Source organism: Marinicellulosiphila megalodicopiae (assembly GCF_045862395.1).
Classification (GTDB): Bacteria; Pseudomonadota; Gammaproteobacteria; order Pseudomonadales; family Natronospirillaceae; genus Marinicellulosiphila; species Marinicellulosiphila megalodicopiae.
This window is the reverse complement of the sequence record NZ_AP023087.1, coordinates 1,553,103-1,571,931: the sequence shown is the minus strand read 5'-3', so window position 1 is coordinate 1,571,931 and position 18,829 is coordinate 1,553,103. Positions and strand designations below refer to the sequence as shown.

The window sequence follows — 18,829 nt, the reverse complement described above, 5'->3', positions numbered from 1 at the left end:
CCTATGACACCTGAACTATTATTAGAAACCACAAAAACAACGATGCCCTTTGGTAAATATAAAGGCAAGCTTATCTGTGATATTCCTGAGCATTATTTAATTTGGTTTTCAAAAAAAGGCTTTCCAGCTGGTAAATTGGGTGCATTAATGCAATTAATGATCGAAATTCGCATTAATGGATTAGAACACTTACTTGAACCATTAAAAAATAAATAAAATCTCATTAAAAAACTTCTATGTTTACCCTACCTAACGGCATCCAGTACCAACTCCAACTTTCTGCTAAACGAAAATCCATTTCTATTCAAATTCATTTCCAAGATGTAATTGTCAAAGCACCAACCGATGCTGATCAAAATTACATTCATAACTTTGTACTCAGTAAACAAGAATGGATAAAACGAAAAATGATTGGAGTTAAACCAGATATTGACTTCAATCAATACCAATTAAATGGTTTGGTTTGGTATATGGGAAAACAATATAAAATCTTATGCAATACCAAGCAAAAAAACATTGGACTACTGCTAAATAATGAAATCACACTCAAAGCAAACCCTAATGATGCAACCCAAATTCAACAACAATACTTAAAGTGGTTACACCATCAAGCAAATCGTATGATGCCTGATTTAGTGACTCACTGTCTTACTCGACTTAACGACAACAAACATCCGAAAGTAAAATCCATTACATGCAAGCGTACTCAATCAAAATGGGGGCACTGTACCAGTGATCAACGATTGCAATTTAATTGGATCATTTTGATGGCTCCGCCGATGATACTGGAATATTTAATTTGTCATGAAATCGCACACTTAATTGAAAAAAACCACTCCAAAAAATTTTGGCGATTAACTCACTCTTTATGTGAGCACACTCAATACGCTGAACAATGGCTCAAGAAAAATGCAGAAGTGCTCATGCGAGCTTAAAACTCCTTTACAACCTTTGTCATTCAAGTAAGTATTGGGATAACTTATTCATAATTTTCTGGTAATTTCCGTGAACATTTTAACTCAATTAAAAACCATGACAGAGATAGTTGCCGATACTGGTGACATTGATGACATTCAAAGACTTACCCCTCAAGATGCCACCACTAACCCATCATTAGTATTAAAAGCGATTCAATCGGGTCTATATGATGAATACATCGTACAATTACGCAAAGAATTCTCTCAAATAAGCGATATTACCAATCGTTTAATCGTTAAAATTGGAACCAATATTTTTAATAGTATTTCAGGCTTAGTCTCTACAGAAGTGGATGCCAGATATTCATTTGATATTGAAAAAACAATTATTCAAGCTAAAGAAATAATTGAACTTTACAAATTAGAAGGCGTGGACACATCAAGAATATTAATTAAAATTGCAGCAACATGGGAAGGAATACAAGCGGTTAATATTTTAGAATCACAGGGTATTCATTGTAATGTCACACTCATTTTTTGTGACACCCAAGCTTTTGCTGCGGCAGATGTTAATGCAACACTTATATCTCCATTTGTTGGGCGAATTACAGACTGGTATCAAGCACAGGGACAGAAAATTGAAAACGGCGTAAATGATCCAGGCGTAAAATCGGTTAAAAGTATTTACGAACAATTTAAATCACAAGGCATTCAAACCATTATTATGGGAGCGAGCTTTCGAAATACTGGGCAAATTATTCAATTAGCAGGTTGTGATAAATTAACCATCAGCCCAGTACTTCTTGATGAATTAAAACAGATAGAACAACCACTAACACGCCAACTTAAAGCACAAACATCATCAGTTAGAAACAAAGCACTCGACAAACAGTCTTTTATAGCGGCCATGGAACAAAACACAATGGCCAAAGAAAAACTCGCCCAGGGTATTGAAGGATTCATCAATGACCAAATCAAATTAGAGACGTTAATTAGTATTTATTAATCATCGTGTAGAAATGTTAAACTTATCCCCATACAAAAAATTAATTACTTTATAATTTTTAAACACTTTCAAAATTAGTATTGATATGAATAGACCCAAAAGCACCATAGTATTATGCAACCCGAAAAGCCCATCAAATGTGGGTGCAGTTATGCGGGCGGCAGGCTGCTATGCATCTGAAGCAATTTATTACACAGGTGATCGGTTTGAACGCGCACAAAAATACCAACAAGACACCAAAAATCACAGCCAAACAATCCCCTTAAATAAAATCGAAAACATTCAAACATTAAAAACAAGTAAATCAAAAATCGTTTGTATTGAATTAGTTGAAGGAGCAATTGCTTTACCAGACTTTAAACACCCCGAACAGGCTATTTATGTATTTGGTCCAGAAGATGGATCCATTGATCTGTCAATTGTAAAATCAGCAGACCATGTTGTATATATTCCAACCATTGGTTGCATGAATTTAGCAGCAACAACCAATGTTGTGCTTTATGACCGAATGGCTAAACAAAAAAAACCAATCGATCACGATGCATTAATTAAGAAAAGTCGTGATGTAAATAACCATTTAAAGATTGATAAATAATTATTGTTTTTGATTGAAAATATCATACTCAGGTTGATAAATATCACTTTGCATTTTAAATGCACCCATTACACTATGGAAAATATTTTGATGAGTGTGAGATTCTTTTTCCAACAACTGAGCTTCAGTAATTTGATGCGACGCTTTAAAGGTATCAGACATCCAAACAATAAAAGGGATATCAATTTGTACATCAGGAGCAAACTGCTTTGGTGTACCATGCAAATACAACCCCGACTCCCCTAGAGACTCACCATGATCCGAAGCATAAATCATAACTGTCGAATAATCATTCAGTTGCTTTAATTGCTCAATAACGGATGTCAAAACAAAGTCAGTATAATAAATTGTATTATCATAGGCATTTATCAACGATTGTTCGCTACAAGTATTAAGTTCGACAGACTTGCAAACTGGCGTATATTTTTCAAAAAACTTCGGATATTTTTTATAATAAGTCGGTCCGTGACTTCCAGATTGATGCAAAATGACGAGTATTTGATCTTTCGATGAATTTTGAATCCCCTCAATTACGCCACGCATCAACACTTCATCAGTAAAACAACCATCGCTTTTACAGTTTTCACGAAGCTCTTTTGCTTTTTTATAATCATTAACTTCAATATTTTTTTCCCCCCAATTATTAGAACGCCACCATACTTCTACTGAATTTCTAACCATATAATTCGGTAGTGGTTCGTAATTTTTAGAGCTGGGTTTAACATGGCTCATCATGCATTTTAATGAACCAGTGGTGTAAGTTGTACACGCCTTTGCATTTTTTAACGCAATTGCTCCTACTTCTTTTAATTTAGGATTAGTGTCACGCTCATATCCATAAAATTCAAAATTCTTAGCGCGCGCGGTTTCGCCAAACACAAGCACAACTACAGTCTTATCCGTTGCTTTTATAGTAGCTTCGGGCAATAAAATTAATTCTGGAGGCGTTAAATATTTTGGAATTTGGACGGTTAGACCATTTACTACATAAGACCAAGGAAGCACCAAGCCCCCCAATCGCTTACCATTTTTATCGATCCACAAAGTTGTTTTATAAGTTAAAAATATCCACAATAGGACACCAAAGAAAGTACCTATGATTTGAATAGTCAGCTTAATTCGTTTTACAGGTTTGCATTTTAAATTAAACAACAGAAAACTGGGTATACAGCCATAACAGAAAAGGTAAACAAATACTTTATAAGTAATTAAATTAGCAACCTCTTCACGATCAGTATTAAAAATATTCCCCATCATAGATTTATCTAAGATAATGTTATAAGTTTCGATATAGTATAAAAAGACAGAATTGGTAATTATTAAAAGGATGAACAATGTTTTTGCTACATGACGGTGTATCATCATTGCAAAATATAAAAAAACAGCTGAGAAAATAAAGGGGACCAATATAAGCGTTATTGACGTTTGCAAACCATTAAATGACCAAATATTTAGATTAGTAGAGGTGAAGTCAAATAATGGTTTGTGGAAAACTAAAACATTAATAAAAGACACCAACAATATAAATTGATATGGCCCTACTTTCCAATTTGCAAATAATCCCTTTGGATTAGATTCTTTAAATACAAACATTCTGGACAATGGATTATCCTTTTATTGATTTATTAAATAATACACACGACACACAAAGTGCCATAAATGCGGACACCATCAAAACAGGAGCCGCTGCGATTTCATCAAACGCTCGAACAATTAACCCTAGCGCCCACAATAATAAAATTACTGCTGAAATATATAATCTTTTACCTTCAAGCATGCTTTGCCACCACCTAGGATATTTGCGCGCTAAAGTGACGCCAGTTAATGCTGCAATCCAACCACAGGCTAACCCACTAATAATATCTAATGGCCAATGCGCACCAACAGCCACACGAGATAAACAAAATACTAATGTTATCAACAAACCAACACCCAATATGAGTTTATGTTTTAACAAACTTGGATGAGCATACAATGTAGCTAGAATGGCTATTGCAGTCACTGATATAGTAATTGAATGACCTGAGGGCAAGCTATTATATCCTTTAAGTGTGCGCCCAATCACATTAAATAATTCAACATCCAACACACCTGCGGGTCTTGGAATATGTAACACTTTTTTTCCAAAATAAGACATTAATCCAGCACAGACTGCTGATCCAAACATAGCTGCCCAAATCTGGGTTCTAACAATGATTAAAAATGAGAACAATGCAAAAATCACCGCACCATCACCTAAATATGTCATATTTAACCAAAGCGAATCTGGTAAAAATGACAATACTTCATTCATTTTTATAAAAAAATCAATTTGCATCCCCCAATATCCAGCTCGAGTAATCTCATCTGCATTGAGTAAAAATACGAATAATACAGATATTATCAACATGACAGGCACAATTAACCAATATAACCAAGTACTAAGTGTCCACTTAGCATTATAATGCGTTGAGTTTATAGATTGCAGAATTTCAAGTGACTTCATAATTAAGTGTCGATAAAAAATAATTATTATAATTAGTCCTTTTCTAAATTGATACTTAAGGATCTTTGAATCAAGTTGATTCACTAATAAACTGACAATATTGAAGTTAATCCAGAATAAGCAAAATTTGAGAAGCTGTTGTTTTTGTTAATAGGCTTTGTGTTAATAGGCTTTGTGTTAAAAGGCTTTGTGTTAATAGGCTTTCTGCTAATAAATCAACCTCCTGCACAAACTGCCATGACATCACTTCTAGTGATATTGTGTAGAATCAAGCAATACACCTACTTATATTAATAATTAAAAAGGAGACAGCCCCCCCAAAGACTTATAAGAAAGTTTCACAAATCCACTGTGTTAACCTGGCTCAATTAGAATATTATTCAAAGAATAAAAAGTTAAAGTTACTTCTCACTTATTATTTTTTTGCTTAACCTTAAAACCCAATAATGCTAAACTACCTGTATTTTTGTACAGGTATTTTATAGCAATGGATATTTCTCGCCTTATTGACCCACTGAACGAACCTCAACGCCAAGCGGTTTGTACCGACAGTCAACACACTTTAGTGCTTGCAGGTGCCGGTAGCGGGAAAACTCGAGTATTAACGCATCGCATTGCTTATTTAGTTGAGACCGGTCAAGCCAGCTCTTTTGGCGTGTTAGCCGTTACCTTTACTAATAAAGCTGCCAAGGAAATGCGCTCTCGAATTGAATCATTAATGATGCAACCACCAAAGGGCATGTGGGTCGGCACATTTCACAGCCTTGCTCATCGATTATTAAAAACCCATTACGTTGAAGCCAAATTACCTGAGCAATTCCAGGTATTAGACAGCGATGATCAATTGCGTCTTGTAAAGCGAATCGTAAAAGACTTAAATTTAGACGACACAAAATGGCAACCTAAATCCGCTCAATGGTTCATTAACGGCCAAAAGGATGAAGGCAAACGATTCAAACATATTCCACCTTCTTCTGATTTTCATGAACAAGGCATGCTCAAAATTTACGAACAATATGAATTAATCTGCCAGCAAACTGGCGTGGTGGATTTTGCAGAATTATTACTTCGCGCCCATGAATTATGGTTAAACAATCCAGAGGTACTCAAACATTACCAAGAACGCTTTCGTCATGTATTGGTGGACGAGTATCAGGATATCAACAGCATTCAATACGCTTGGCTTCGAGTGCTTTGTGGAGAAAACGCAAATTTAATGGTAGTGGGTGATGACGACCAATCCATTTACGGATGGCGCGGTGCAAAAGTTGAGAACATTTTACGTTTCAGCGAAGATTTTCCAAAAGTAGAAACCGTTAAACTTGAACAAAACTATCGCTCAAGCGGACATATCTTGAAAGCAGCCAATGCCGTGATCGATAATAACTCTGGTCGTTTAGGTAAAGAATTATGGACCGATGATGAAGATGGCGAAACCATTCGTTTATATGCCGCTTATAACGAACATGATGAAGCGCGTTTTATAGCCGATGACATTGACGGGCAAAGCGATGAGTTTAATGAAATGGCAATTTTGTATCGCTCAAACGCACAATCACGTGTAATTGAAGAGCATTTAATTCGCATGTCGATTCCTTATCGCATTTTTGGTGGGCATCGATTCTACGACCGCTTAGAAATTAAAAATGCAATGTGTTATTTACGCATGATGTTAAATCGTCATGACGACACCGCCATGGAACGCATTATTAATTTGCCTGTTCGAGGCATTGGTAATAAGTCCATTGATACAATGCGAATATTTGCACGTGACCAAGGCATATCATTTTGGCAAGCAGCATCACAAATTGTTGAACATAAAATTTTACCCAATCGCGCTTGCTCGGCAATTGAAGGGTTTTTAACATTAATTAATGACATCGACAGCCAAAGCGATGAAATGAATTTGGCAGAAATCACCGATTTTATCATCAAACAATCCAACCTAATTGCGCATCACCAAAAAGAAAAAGGCGAAAAAGGCCGCACTCGCGTAGAAAACTTAAAAGAGCTTGTATCGGCTGCTGCCAGTTTTATAAATGAAAGCGACAATAGTGATTTATCCGAATTTGTTTCTCAGGCATCACTTGATGCAGGAGACAATCAAGCAGACACTCACGAACAAGCAGTGAGTTTAATGACATTGCACAGCGCCAAAGGGTTAGAATTTGACCGAGTCTATTTAGCAGGACTAGAAGAACAATTATTTCCTCATAAAATGTCGATGGATGACCCCGACGGTTTACAAGAAGAGCGCCGTCTTTGTTATGTTGGCATCACTCGCGCCCGCAAACATTTGTGCATTTCTTATGCAGAGAGTCGTCGCTTATATGGTAACGAGCAATTCAATGCTTCATCGCGTTTTATTAGAGAAATTCCAAATGAACATTTACAAGAGATTCGATTAAATTCTCAAGTGTCGCGCCCTGTTATGTTTACAGAAACGCCAAAAGAAATCATGAGTGACTCGGGCTTTCAATTGGGTCAAGATGTGAACCATCCTGTATTTGGCAGAGGCGTTATTTTATCTTGTGAAGGTATTGGTACTAATGCGCGAGTTGAAGTTCAATTTATAGAAAGCACCAAATGGCTGATGCTCCAATTTGCTAAGCTCGAAGCTGTTTAACAAACTAACAGCATCAAATTTCAAACAAAAAAAAGCCTGAATATATCGAAACATTCAGGCTTTTTTTGGATTAAATAATCGCTAAATAATTAAGCGTTGTATTTATCCATGATCAATGTCGCGTTAGTGCCACCAAAACCAAAGCTGTTAGACATCACACGATTTAGTGTCATGTTGTCACGCATTTTAGTTACGATGTTTGCGTCAACCGCTAAAGGATCTAAGTTTTCAACGTTTGCAGATGCCGCTACGAAGTTATTTTCCATCATTAATAATGAATAAATTGCTTCTTGAACACCTGTTGCACCTAACGAGTGACCCGTTAGAGATTTAGTTGATGCAACCATTGGAACGTTATCACCAAATGCAGTATTTACTGCACCAAGTTCAGCAGTATCACCTGCAGGAGTCGATGTGCCATGAGCATTAATGTAGTCAATTGGACCGTTAACTGTACTCATTGCTTGTTGCATACAACGTACCGCGCCTTCACCAGAAGGAGCAACCATGTTGTAGCCATCACTTGTTGCGCCATAACCGGTGACTTCACCGTAGATTTTCGCGCCACGAGCCAATGCATGTTCTAACTCTTCAAGTACGACCATTCCGCCGCCGCCTGCAATAACAAACCCGTCACGATCTGCGTCATATGGACGAGACGCTTTATCTGGAGTGTCATTATATTTAGTACTTAACGCACCCATGGCATCAAACAATACAGACAATGTCCAATGCTCTTCTTCACCACCACCGGCAAACACAACATCTTGTTTGCCAAGTTGAATTTGCTCAACGGCGTTACCAATACAATGTGCACTGGTTGCACATGCAGATGTAATTGAATAGTTAACACCTTTGATTTCAAATGGTGTTGCTAAACAAGCCGAAACCGTAGAACCCATTACTTGAGTCACACGATAAGGACCCACTCGCTTTAATCCACGTTCACGTAAAATATCAGCAGATTCAACTTGAGATGAGCTTGCAGCGCCGCCAGAACCAGCAATTAAACCAGTTCGTACGTTCGACACTTCTGATTTTTCAAGACCAGAATCAATAATTGCTTGCTGCATTGCGACATAAGAGTAACCAGCAGCTTCACCCATAAAACGTAAACTTTTACGATCTATGTGTTCTGACAAATCAATATCGCAGCTACCTGCAATATGACTTCTCATGCCCATTTCTTTATATTCTTCTTTAAATTTAATGCCTGAACGGCCTTCTTTCAAAGATTGAGTAACTGTAGATAAATCGTTTCCTATACAAGAAACAATACCCATACCCGTAACAACTACACGTCTCATGCTCACCCCTTTATTATTTATTGTGACTGATCTTTAGTGAATAAACCAACACGTAAATCTTTTGCTGTGTAAATAACTTCGCCATCTACTTCAACGGTACCGTTAGCAATACCCATTACCAATTTACGCTCGATAACACGTGTCATTTGTAAACGGTAAGTGACTTTTTTAGCAGTGGGTAATACTTCACCAGTAAATTTAACTTCGCCAGCACCTAAAGCACGACCTTTACCTAAGTTACCTTTCCAGCCTAAGAAAAAACCAACTAGCTGCCACATAGCATCTAGACCTAAACAACCGGGCATTACCGGGTCACCTGGGAAATGACATGCAAAAAACCACAAATCAGGGTTAATGTCTAATTCAGCAATAATTTCGCCTTTACCAAACTCACCGCCATCGGCAGTAATACTTGTAATGCGATCCATCATTAGCATGTTACCAACTGGTAATTTTGCATTACCTTCGCCAAACATACGCCCATAACCACAATCTAATAATTGCTCTTTTTCTAAAGAACTCGGTCTTTCACTCATTTTGATTCCCATTTTAAAATATTCTATGTGGACAGCAGGTAAACTTAAACGTTCGCCAACCTAGTAGTCATCGCAAAAAAAGCGCCAACAATAAAGTAATTCACTATATTTTGCTATGATTTTTTACGTTAAAAGCTGCAATTCAAACAAATTCCTCAATTTAGGTTCTATACTAAAAAGATCCATGAATCTGTTCATTTGAAAAAATTTGACAAACTATTGAATAAGGTTCAAGGAAGATGCTTACCATCACAAGAGAAGAGTAAATTGCGTTTCAAAAAACTGATGTTGCTACTATCAATTCCACTAATGTATTTTACGATAAATTCGTACGGTTTTGCGCGGGTAGTAATTGACCAAAGTGAGCAATTTAAATTAATTGATGATGTATCGTGGCGATTTGCCGAAATTGAATCGATAACTGATATCCAACAAGATACAACAACAAAATGGCTCCCCAGTCCCGATACCGCATTATCACTTGGATTAATTGATAAAACAGTTTGGGTGAAATTTGAATTAGAAGTCACCAATCAAGCAATTTCAGACACCTACGTAATAGCATTTGGCAATTCAACATTAACTTATTTAGAGCTTTACCATCAAACACCTGATCAACAATTATTCCACATGGGACCAATAGGTATGAGCCTTGCGTTCAATACTGATCAATTCATGTCAACATCACACAATCATTTTGATATTGATTTATCCCTAAAGGGTAACCATTCAATTTGGATCAAAATCAAGCAAAATGGCTATTTTGATTTACCCTTAACTTTAAACACACCAAAACATGCATTTAATGAACGACTAAGCTTAAACCTTACTTCAAGCTTATTCTATGGATTCTTCCTTGCATTAACGCTCTATCATTTATTTTATTTAAGTATTATTAGAGATCCTATTTACTTAAGTTATGTTTTTTTTACAGTTGGAGTTGCGCTTCAATTTGGTTATATGGATGGTATTTTATTTCAGTATATTTGGCCACACACCCCTACTTTAAATGCGTTATCTGGAAAAATAGCAGTTCCACTGGTTTCACTTTCAATTATTTTATTATGCTTAAATTTCTTAAATATCAAAAAAGAAAATAAACTATTCAAATACTTTTCCAAAGCAATTTTATATTTAAATTTCACTGCACTGTTTATTGCACTTTTTGTATCTATTCATGTTTCAATTTTTATCTCACTGTGTATTTTATTACTTACTTTTTTATGCGTCCCAGTTATTTCTTTAATTCATTATTACATCCACAAAGACCCTATTAGCCTAATTTTTATTTGTTCCATTACCAGTTTTATTATCCTATGCATAATTATAACAATGAGCATTATCGGCTTAATGCCCTTTGATATTAATAATTTATGGAATACATTAAAAATTGTCATGGGCGCCCAAATGTTAATTTTTGCTAGCGCAATCGCCTTTAGAATTCGATACATCGACAAAGAACGAAAAAAGGCATTACATGAAAGCAAGGCTAAAAGTGAAATCATTGCAAAAGTCAGCCATGAACTAAGAACCCCCTTAAATGGTATTTTAGGACTCAGTCATTTGATGACTCCAATGCTTAAAGGGCAAACAAAAACTTACAACCACATGATTCATCAAAGTGCGACGGCACTATTAACTGTTATAAATGATTTATTAGATGTTTCCAGAATCAATGCAGGTAAATTTTCAATCAATCTACACCCTACTAATTTACATGATTTAATTCATTCAATTTGCAGCAGTTTATTTACTCAATTAAATGGAAGTGGAATTCAAACTCAAATTTTAATTGGAAAAGGCGTACCTAAATTTGTTCAAGCTGACTCAGATCGTTTAAGACAACTTATTGGAAATTTATTAGGTAATGCCATTAAATTTACGCAACAAGGCTGCATAACCCTAGATGTGGATTTAGTTTACCGTACACATAATATGTATCGGTTTAAAGTTATTGATACAGGCGCTGGCATTAGTGAAGAAAATATCCAACGTATTTTTAATCCTTATGAACAGGCAGATTCTAATGGTAATTCATCTCAAACTAGCACGGGTTTAGGGCTTTTTATAACTCAACAATTAGCCAAAGCGATGGGGGCAGAAATTCATGTAGAATCCACCATCAATGAAGGTTCGACTTTTTGGTTTACTATTGAGCTTGAAAAGTGCGATGACATTGACACAAATATTGAAATCCATAATAAACCGCAAAAAAGCTTAGACATTTTAGTTGCAGAAGACAATTCAATAAACCAATTAATCATATCCAAACTCCTAAGTAATTTAGGGCACAAATATGCGATCAAAAATAATGGCCAACAAGCGCTAGATGAACTCAAATCAAAAACCTATGATTTAGTCCTCATGGATTGTGATATGCCTGTTTTAGACGGCTACAACGCAGTAATTCAGTGGAGAGAATATGAAAAAGCAAACCATCTCCCACACCTCAAAATCATTGCTTTAACCGCTCATGCCTATCAAGGACACAAACAAAAAATACTTGATTGTGGAATGGATCAACAAATTTTAAAACCCATAAAACCAAAAGAACTCGATATGATTTTAAGGCAAGATCATTAATTAACCGCTATACCTAAATATAGTTATATTTTTAATTTTTTGAGCCTTAGTTCAAATCTTAAAAAACAAATTAAGTTAGTATTAAATGAATACTCATTATTTTTACTAACTTTTTATAATTAATTCAAAGACCAAGGCGTAATTTGTCTAGCAGGTAATGACATTGACGATGAAGACAACCACTATGAGCAATCCACAATCTTTTATGGCACTAGATATTGATTTCACTGCTAATACTCAAGCTATTCTGATAAATCTCGCCAAATGTAAAAATTTACCCTCATTGTTTGAGGCAGTTTTAATAGAAGCACAGCGTTTAACAAACGCTGATGGCGGCACACTGTACGTCATGTCAGGTGAAGATGAAAAAGCAAAATTGAAATTCTCTGTAATGTCAAACAAGTCATTAGGCATCCGACTAAACGCTTACGCTGGGGATGATATAAATATTGATCATCTAAAACTTTATGAAAACGGTGAGCCTAATGTCCATAATGTGGCTACCTTCGTCGCTTTAAACAAACAACTTGTGAACATAAAAAATGTATATCTGACCGACGAATTTGATTTTTCTGGAACAAAACGTTTTGATCGAAATCATGGATATCGATCTGAATCATTTATGACTATTCCTTTATTAGATCATAACAATGAAGTCATCGCAGTATTGCAACTGATTAATGCCAAAGACGACTTAACGGACGAAATTATTGAATTTAGCTCCGATAATGAAGCATTAATAGAAGCCATGGCCGGTTACACAGCAACAGCACTTGAAAATCAAATATTACTTCACAGCCACAAAGAATTACTTGATGCTTTTATTCAATCATTAGCAAAAATAATCGATGTGCGATCGCCTCATACGTCAGCCCACTGCCAAAGATTACCTATTTTAACTGAATTAATCGCACAGGCGGCTTGCGAAGATACAAACGGATATTTTAAAGAATTCAACCTCAATCAAGATCAATGGTATGAATTAAAAGTCGCAGCTTGGATGCACGATTGCGGAAAACTCGCCACCCCCGATTCGATAATCAATAAAGGTACCAAACTCAATACACTTTTAGATGGCATCGATTCTATCAAAGCACGATTTGCCGCATTAATCAGTAACGCAGAGATTCAACTTTATAAACAAGCAATGATTGATGGTAACAGTGAAAACTTAGAAGTTGATATCAAACAAATAAAGCAACAATACCGGTCGGATTTTGAATTTTTAAGCCTTATCAACAAAGGAGGAGAATTCATGAGTGAAGAATTTAAAAAAAGGGTTCGTAAAATAGCTAAATATCAATACAAAAATATCGAGGGAGATTTAGAGCCCATGTTACATCAAGATGAGATTGATAATTTATGTATTACCCGTGGCACCATTAACGAAGAAGAACGCAAAACCATTAATCGTCATATCGACATTACTATTGAAGTATTAGAAGCTTTACCGTTTCCTAAAAATCTACGAAAAGTCCCAGAATACGCAGGCGGCCATCATGAAAGAATGGACGGTAAAGGCTACCCTAAAGGATTAACCAGAGACCAACTTTCTATTCCCGCACGCATTATGGGGGTTGCCGATATATTTGAAGCCCTTACAGCAAAAGAACGTCCGTATAAAAAGCCTATGGCACTATCTGAAGCATTTTCAATTTTAAAACGTATGAAAAATGAAGGGCATATTGATCCTGATGTATTTGATTTATTTTTGAAAAGCGGAAAGTGGGTAGGTTATGCAAAAACCCATATGTTGGATTTTCAGTTGGATGTAACTATGGATAATGTAGAAAATTATATTTAACCTTTATTTGAATTGAAATTTTTACAAAAAAAAGAGCCTTTCGGCTCTTTTTTAATATGAATCAATTAACCAGGAGGATTACATCCAATTCGGTCTGTAGAAATAACTACTTCATCATACCAAATTGTATTTATTTCATTAAAGCCCCAGTCATACCACCCAATACCAACAAACTGAAAAACACCATCTAACCATTTATCCCCTTTTGCAAGGTTTACATGGAATTCATCTCCCAATACATCAACAAAAAGCTCACCATCGACCCACATTTTAAATGCGGATTTTACTGGGTCAGCATTTAAATATGCCACTTCTACACATGTCCATGTATCAGCATGGATATAATTTGTAGGATGCCCATTCCAATGTTCATATAATGGATATACACCATCTGTATGTTTTTCATTTAATCCAAGAGTACCTTTCGCATCACCAACTCGAATTTGTTGTTCAACGGAATAAATATCGTATTGATTTGTTTGTACTGTTTGCAAAGTAGTGAAATGACTATGGTTTTTACCAGTAGATGGCGCACCTATATCAAAGGCAGAGTTCATTATCATACGCACATAAATAGTATCTTGATCAGCTGGTAATTCTTTAATAATAGCTTGATCGCCATCATTAGGTTTAGTGGTTGATCTTAATGATTTATTACCATAAGCAGATTTATCATCTACTACATATACATTTGAATCTAAATGCGCTTGCTTGAAAACAGACCAATCAGAAGGTATTGCATTTACAGCTACATCCTCAAAGTTTTCATAGGCTATAATCGTTCCATTACCTAAATCACCAGTACTCACTTCAGTATCGGTATCAGTATCTGTCATGGTTTCTGTATCAGTGTTACCACCTGTAGATTCAGTATACGGATAACCATTACTGGTTGGTTGCAACTTAGTTGATTCATCTAATGTTTCATTGATTGTGTAATCACCGCCACACCCAACGCGCTGTGTTGAAACGGCAACATTGTCATACCAAAATGATATATTTGGTGCACCATTATTATTAAAACTTTCATATCCAAAGGCAAAATAATCGTAGTTATATGGACCCCAAGGTTGATCTGCATTTTGCGAATACTGACCTCCTGGTGGTTTATCTTCATTAGTCCAAGTACGATCAGCAGTTACGTGTAATTGTTCAACATTTTGATTATCCCAAAATACTTGAATTTCACTTTCTGGACCATTGAAATGCACTTCTAAACAATACCATTCATTAGGCTGCATTCGTGCACCAATCGTATCATTACATATTGTTCCATCTGCCCCATAATTACCTGATGTCATTTCTAAATCATCACCTAAATGTCCAGAACCACCATCACGATTAATCTCCAACTGGCAGCGATGATCACCAACACGCATTTGTGCATTACCTTCAACACCTTTAAGCAAAACACCGTGTGCTCTTGCAAATCCTTCATCATCGCCTCCCCAACCATTTCCAGCTGAATCACCACTAGAACGCATAAATACACGTGTCCAAAAATCTGCAGCAGGCGGAACAATTTGGAAAAAACCAGGATTAGAACTATTTGCAGCGGTCACTTTTACTGAGTAATCGCTGTTATAACCAATATTATCGAAAGAATAGTTATTTGCAGCAGATAATGCATTAGGCAATTGCTGATCTTCAAAATCGGCACAGAAATCTAAAGTATTATCAGAACAATCACCAATCGAATCATCTGTTTGTGTTTGAGTATTTGTTTCAACTATTATATCGATCGGTTTTGATAGTTCATCTAACTGACCTTCTGAATCAGTAACCGTTAATTTCACATTCATCAACCCTGCATTTGCGAATGTAAAGCTAGAAGATGGAGTATCATCGGTTTTCACTAATTGACCATTTGCATTATAAAATTCCCATGCATAGGTAAGATTGAACATCTCAGGATCCGATGAAGTACTGGCGTTAACCATTACTGTCAAGTCTGTTGCTGCAATAGTAAATTTTGCAACCGGAGGAAGGTTAATCGGCAGTTCTGTATTTGTATTTGTATTTGTATCTGTATCTGTATCTGTATCTGTATCTGTATCTGTATCTGTATCTGACTGAGTATTAGTAACAGTTTTAGTTTGTGTATCGGTATCAGACTGAGTATTGGTTTGCGTTAGAGTCTCAGATGTATCATCAGTATTAGTTTCAGTTTGAGTCTCAGATGTATTGTCAGTATTAGTTTCAGTGGTTGTTTGAGAACCAACCCCAGGAATCATATAAATAGTTTCATTAAATAAACCTTGAGAATCCGTAGTTTTTAAAATGACTAATGAACCAGCCGGAAAACCTGAGATATCTAAATAATTTCCTGTACTGACTGAAGTGCCACCTACACTCCATTCATATTTTAAACCAGAATTACTATCATCCGTTGAGCTTGCAATAAGTAAATTATTATTAACTGTGTATTTCGATACAGGCGCTTTATTGTCATCTTCGACTTCAGGCGTGCAACTAATTAATAAAGCACTGGTTAAAAGTGCGCTTAGGGTTTTGTTATACATTAGAATTACCTATGGTTTGTATTATATCTGGCCGATTGTATAAAACTGAAACCATACGTCTATAAGCAGAACGATATATTGTGAACTTAACGGCACAATACCGTCAATATTTTGTAACTTAGTAGATTTTCAAGCACTTTTCTTTGCTGTTTTGTTATTAATTGTTTGCAAATTATTAATAACCGTAATTTTGTCGATTCTGTTTTGTCTGCCCGCGTTGTTTTTTCTTGTCCAACACTTTACGCATAGAGTTTCGAGAAGGCTTAGTGGCCACTCGACGTTTAATGGGGCGGGTATTTTCTTCAATAAATTGAGCCAATCGTTCAATGGCATCTGCTTTGTTTTTTGCTTGCGTACGATGTTGTTGCGCTTTGATCACAATCACCCCTTCTTTGGTGATGCGACTGTCTTTAATTTGCAGTAAACGATGCTTATAATAATCCGGCAAACTACAAGCATGAATATCAAAACGCAAATGAATCGCGGAAGACACTTTATTGACATTTTGCCCCCCCGCACCTTGGGCGCGAATGGGGGTAATTTCATAATCCGATTCTCGTAATACAAGGTGAGAATTAATATTCATCGTCTTTCCTGTTTCATCAATTACATGAGCTATGAACGCGCATTTGTATTTTAGGCTGATTTAATGCGCCAATTGTACACAAAAAACAGCCAAATGATGGCTTTGTCTGGACAATAAACACGTACCCATTAAACTACGCCTCACTTTAACCAAACCTGTCTTTGTTATGATATTTCCGTTTACCGCAGTAGAAGGCCTTGAGTCTTTAAAATTAGCATTATTGTTAAATGCCGTTGACCCTAAAATTGGGGGCGTATTAATCAGTGGCGACAAAGGCAGTGCAAAAAGTACATTAGCGCGCTCAATGGCCGATCTGATCACCACTGAACAACATGCAAATTTTACCACTTTGCCGCTCGGTTGCAGTGTCGATATGTTACTTGGCACCATGGATCTAGAAAAAGTATTTCAAGACAAACAAGTCGACTTTAAACCAGGGCTTCTTGCAAAAGCCCATCAAGGTATTTTGTATGTCGACGAAGTCAATTTATTACCCGATCCCTTGGTGGATCAATTATTAGATGTCGCGGCAAGCGGTGTAAATAAAATTGAACGTGACGGCATCAGCCACGAACACGACGCACAATTTATATTACTGGGCACCATGAATCCAGACGAAGGCCAACTTCGCAGCCAATTATTAGACCGCTTTGCTTTTCAGGTGGATTTAACCCACAACAACAGCGCCCAAAGCCGTGTCAATATTATTAAAAAAACACAGGCATTTAGTTCAGACCCACAAACTTTTGTGCAAACTTTTGAAGCTGAACAAACCCAATTAAAACAAAAAATAAAAGACGCACAATCAGTATTAGCTAAAGTAGAATTAGACGACAAGCATTTATTAATCATTGCCAACATCTGTATTGACGCTGGCGTAGAAGGTCTGCGCGCTGACATTATATTAAGTAAAGCGGCAACCGCACATGCGGCTTGGTCTGGTAAATTGAGCGTTGATCAAACAGATATTGATGCGGTATCAGATTTTGTTTTAAACCACAGAAGAACGACACCACCAACAATACCGCCAACTAATCCTCAAACACCACCGTCAAAAAAAGAAAACGAACAGACTCAAAGCAACAATAAAGATCAAAACACTTCGCCCGAACAAAATAACAAAAATTCAAATCAAGGCGAAGGTGAAGACTGGGGAAGCATGGAAAAAAAATCCCACAACGAGATCCTAAAACAGAATTTAACCATACCCAATATCAAAAATATTGAGATTAAAAAAAAAGATAAAACCGAATCCTCTCAACATTTAAAATCAAATAAAAATGAGACCAGCATAAATAATATAAGCTGGATCGAAAGTTTTAAAAAAAGCAAAAGCACAGACACATCTAAATTAAAAAACAATTTAGTGTTTAATAAAAATGAAGAACAAGCCAGTGTATTACACATGGTATTGCTAGACACATCCGCATCTACCCTACAAAACAAGACCTTAAGTAAATCCAAAGGTGTGATTCATGCCATTGCTAATCAAGCGTACTTAGCAAGAGAAAAGATTTGCATTCATAGTTTTGGTAAAGAATTATTCAAACAACAACTCAACATTGTCAAAAGCCCCAAAGATATTGAGCCGTTTTTAAACACCATTGACGTAGGTGGTGGCACCCCTGTTGTGCAATCCCTTTTACAACTTCATTTGTGGCAAAAAAAACTCATCAAACAAACGCCAGAATTAACCATTTTCACTTATCTGTTAACCGATGGTCGTACTAATGAAGATATTAATTCATTACAACCGATCGAGAACATGGTTGTCGTAGATTTAGATTCAAGTGTCGTTAAACGTTCAAAATGCGAACACATTGCAAAAGTCTTAAACGCTCAATATATTTCACTGTAAAACT

Annotated in this window: 14 protein-coding genes; 8 read left to right on the top strand and 6 right to left on the bottom strand. The window is 36.1% G+C overall.

The genetic code is table 11. The features are described from left to right. Positions 1–3: 3 nt before the first annotated feature. The 4 genes from TYM08_RS06570 to TYM08_RS06555 all read left to right on the top strand — a co-directional run bounded on the left by TYM08_RS06570 (position 4) and on the right by TYM08_RS06555 (position 2,518). The gene (locus TYM08_RS06570; protein ID WP_422382170.1) at positions 4–216 is read left to right on the top strand and encodes a DUF3820 family protein; all 213 of its coding nucleotides are present in this window, start codon (positions 4–6) and stop codon (positions 214–216) included. Positions 217–236: 20 nt separating this feature from the next. Next, positions 237–935: a M48 family metallopeptidase gene (locus TYM08_RS06565; protein ID WP_422382169.1), complete on the top strand. Its 699-nt coding sequence runs from the start codon at positions 237–239 to the stop codon at positions 933–935. 70 nt (positions 936–1,005) lie between these two features. Further along, entirely contained in the window at positions 1,006–1,923 is a 918-nt protein-coding gene (locus TYM08_RS06560) for a transaldolase family protein (protein ID WP_422382168.1), read from the top strand. A gap of 85 nt (positions 1,924–2,008) precedes the next feature. Beyond that, the gene (locus TYM08_RS06555; RefSeq protein WP_422382167.1) at positions 2,009–2,518 is read left to right on the top strand and encodes an RNA methyltransferase; all 510 of its coding nucleotides are present in this window, start codon (positions 2,009–2,011) and stop codon (positions 2,516–2,518) included. Here TYM08_RS06555 and eptA read toward each other — a convergent pair whose 3' ends face one another. Both eptA and TYM08_RS06545 read right to left on the bottom strand, forming a co-directional pair. Continuing rightward, the gene (gene eptA / locus TYM08_RS06550; RefSeq protein ID WP_422382817.1) at positions 2,519–4,111 is read right to left on the bottom strand and encodes a phosphoethanolamine--lipid A transferase EptA; all 1,593 of its coding nucleotides are present in this window, start codon (positions 4,109–4,111) and stop codon (positions 2,519–2,521) included. It abuts the gene before it with no gap. Positions 4,112–4,124: 13 nt separating this feature from the next. Beyond that, positions 4,125–5,003, bottom strand: a complete 879-nt coding sequence (locus TYM08_RS06545) for a phosphatase PAP2 family protein (protein ID WP_422382166.1) — start codon at positions 5,001–5,003, stop codon at positions 4,125–4,127. A 487-nt stretch (positions 5,004–5,490) separates the two neighbouring features. Between TYM08_RS06545 and uvrD the strand changes: the two genes are divergently transcribed. After that, positions 5,491–7,629: a DNA helicase II gene (gene uvrD, locus TYM08_RS06540; protein WP_422382165.1), complete on the top strand. Its 2,139-nt coding sequence runs from the start codon at positions 5,491–5,493 to the stop codon at positions 7,627–7,629. Positions 7,630–7,718: 89 nt separating this feature from the next. Here the strand turns inward: uvrD and fabB are convergent, their stop codons facing one another. Both fabB and fabA read right to left on the bottom strand, forming a co-directional pair. After that, entirely contained in the window at positions 7,719–8,936 is a 1,218-nt protein-coding gene (gene fabB / locus TYM08_RS06535; protein ID WP_422382164.1) for a beta-ketoacyl-ACP synthase I, read from the bottom strand. A 17-nt stretch (positions 8,937–8,953) separates the two neighbouring features. Next, the gene (fabA, locus tag TYM08_RS06530; protein WP_422382163.1) at positions 8,954–9,472 is read right to left on the bottom strand and encodes a bifunctional 3-hydroxydecanoyl-ACP dehydratase/trans-2-decenoyl-ACP isomerase; all 519 of its coding nucleotides are present in this window, start codon (positions 9,470–9,472) and stop codon (positions 8,954–8,956) included. Positions 9,473–9,781: 309 nt separating this feature from the next. Between fabA and TYM08_RS06525 the strand changes: the two genes are divergently transcribed. Further along, complete coding sequence (locus TYM08_RS06525) at positions 9,782–12,055, top strand: hybrid sensor histidine kinase/response regulator (protein ID WP_422382162.1); 2,274 nt, start codon at positions 9,782–9,784, stop codon at positions 12,053–12,055. A 184-nt stretch (positions 12,056–12,239) separates the two neighbouring features. Continuing rightward, positions 12,240–13,859, top strand: coding sequence for an HD domain-containing phosphohydrolase (locus TYM08_RS06520; RefSeq protein ID WP_422382161.1), 1,620 nt, complete (start codon positions 12,240–12,242; stop codon positions 13,857–13,859). A 65-nt stretch (positions 13,860–13,924) separates the two neighbouring features. Here TYM08_RS06520 and TYM08_RS06515 read toward each other — a convergent pair whose 3' ends face one another. Both TYM08_RS06515 and arfB read right to left on the bottom strand, forming a co-directional pair. Beyond that, positions 13,925–16,381: a hypothetical protein gene (locus tag TYM08_RS06515; RefSeq protein ID WP_422382160.1), complete on the bottom strand. Its 2,457-nt coding sequence runs from the start codon at positions 16,379–16,381 to the stop codon at positions 13,925–13,927. Positions 16,382–16,556: 175 nt separating this feature from the next. Continuing rightward, on the bottom strand, positions 16,557–16,967 hold the full coding sequence (arfB, locus tag TYM08_RS06510) for an alternative ribosome rescue aminoacyl-tRNA hydrolase ArfB (RefSeq protein WP_422382159.1): 411 nt from the start codon (positions 16,965–16,967) through the stop codon (positions 16,557–16,559). A gap of 166 nt (positions 16,968–17,133) precedes the next feature. On the opposite strand from arfB, the gene TYM08_RS06505 reads away from it, so the two are divergent. Next, positions 17,134–18,825, top strand: a complete 1,692-nt coding sequence (locus TYM08_RS06505; protein ID WP_422382158.1) for an AAA family ATPase — start codon at positions 17,134–17,136, stop codon at positions 18,823–18,825. Positions 18,826–18,829 lie beyond the last annotated feature (4 nt).

Coding starts and splice junctions, on each gene's coding strand:
- TYM08_RS06570 (WP_422382170.1), top strand. CDS start 4: ATGACACCTGAACTATTATTAGAAACCACAAAAACAACGATGCCCTTT.
- TYM08_RS06565 (WP_422382169.1), top strand. CDS start 237: ATGTTTACCCTACCTAACGGCATCCAGTACCAACTCCAACTTTCTGCT.
- TYM08_RS06555 (WP_422382167.1), top strand. CDS start 2,009: ATGAATAGACCCAAAAGCACCATAGTATTATGCAACCCGAAAAGCCCA.
- eptA (WP_422382817.1), bottom strand. CDS start 4,111: ATGTTTGTATTTAAAGAATCTAATCCAAAGGGATTATTTGCAAATTGG.
- TYM08_RS06545 (WP_422382166.1), bottom strand. CDS start 5,003: ATGAAGTCACTTGAAATTCTGCAATCTATAAACTCAACGCATTATAAT.
- uvrD (WP_422382165.1), top strand. CDS start 5,491: ATGGATATTTCTCGCCTTATTGACCCACTGAACGAACCTCAACGCCAA.
- fabB (WP_422382164.1), bottom strand. CDS start 8,936: ATGAGACGTGTAGTTGTTACGGGTATGGGTATTGTTTCTTGTATAGGA.
- fabA (WP_422382163.1), bottom strand. CDS start 9,472: ATGAGTGAAAGACCGAGTTCTTTAGAAAAAGAGCAATTATTAGATTGT.
- TYM08_RS06525 (WP_422382162.1), top strand. CDS start 9,782: ATGTATTTTACGATAAATTCGTACGGTTTTGCGCGGGTAGTAATTGAC.
- TYM08_RS06520 (WP_422382161.1), top strand. CDS start 12,240: ATGAGCAATCCACAATCTTTTATGGCACTAGATATTGATTTCACTGCT.
- TYM08_RS06515 (WP_422382160.1), bottom strand. CDS start 16,381: ATGTATAACAAAACCCTAAGCGCACTTTTAACCAGTGCTTTATTAATT.
- arfB (WP_422382159.1), bottom strand. CDS start 16,967: ATGAATATTAATTCTCACCTTGTATTACGAGAATCGGATTATGAAATT.
- TYM08_RS06505 (WP_422382158.1), top strand. CDS start 17,134: ATGATATTTCCGTTTACCGCAGTAGAAGGCCTTGAGTCTTTAAAATTA.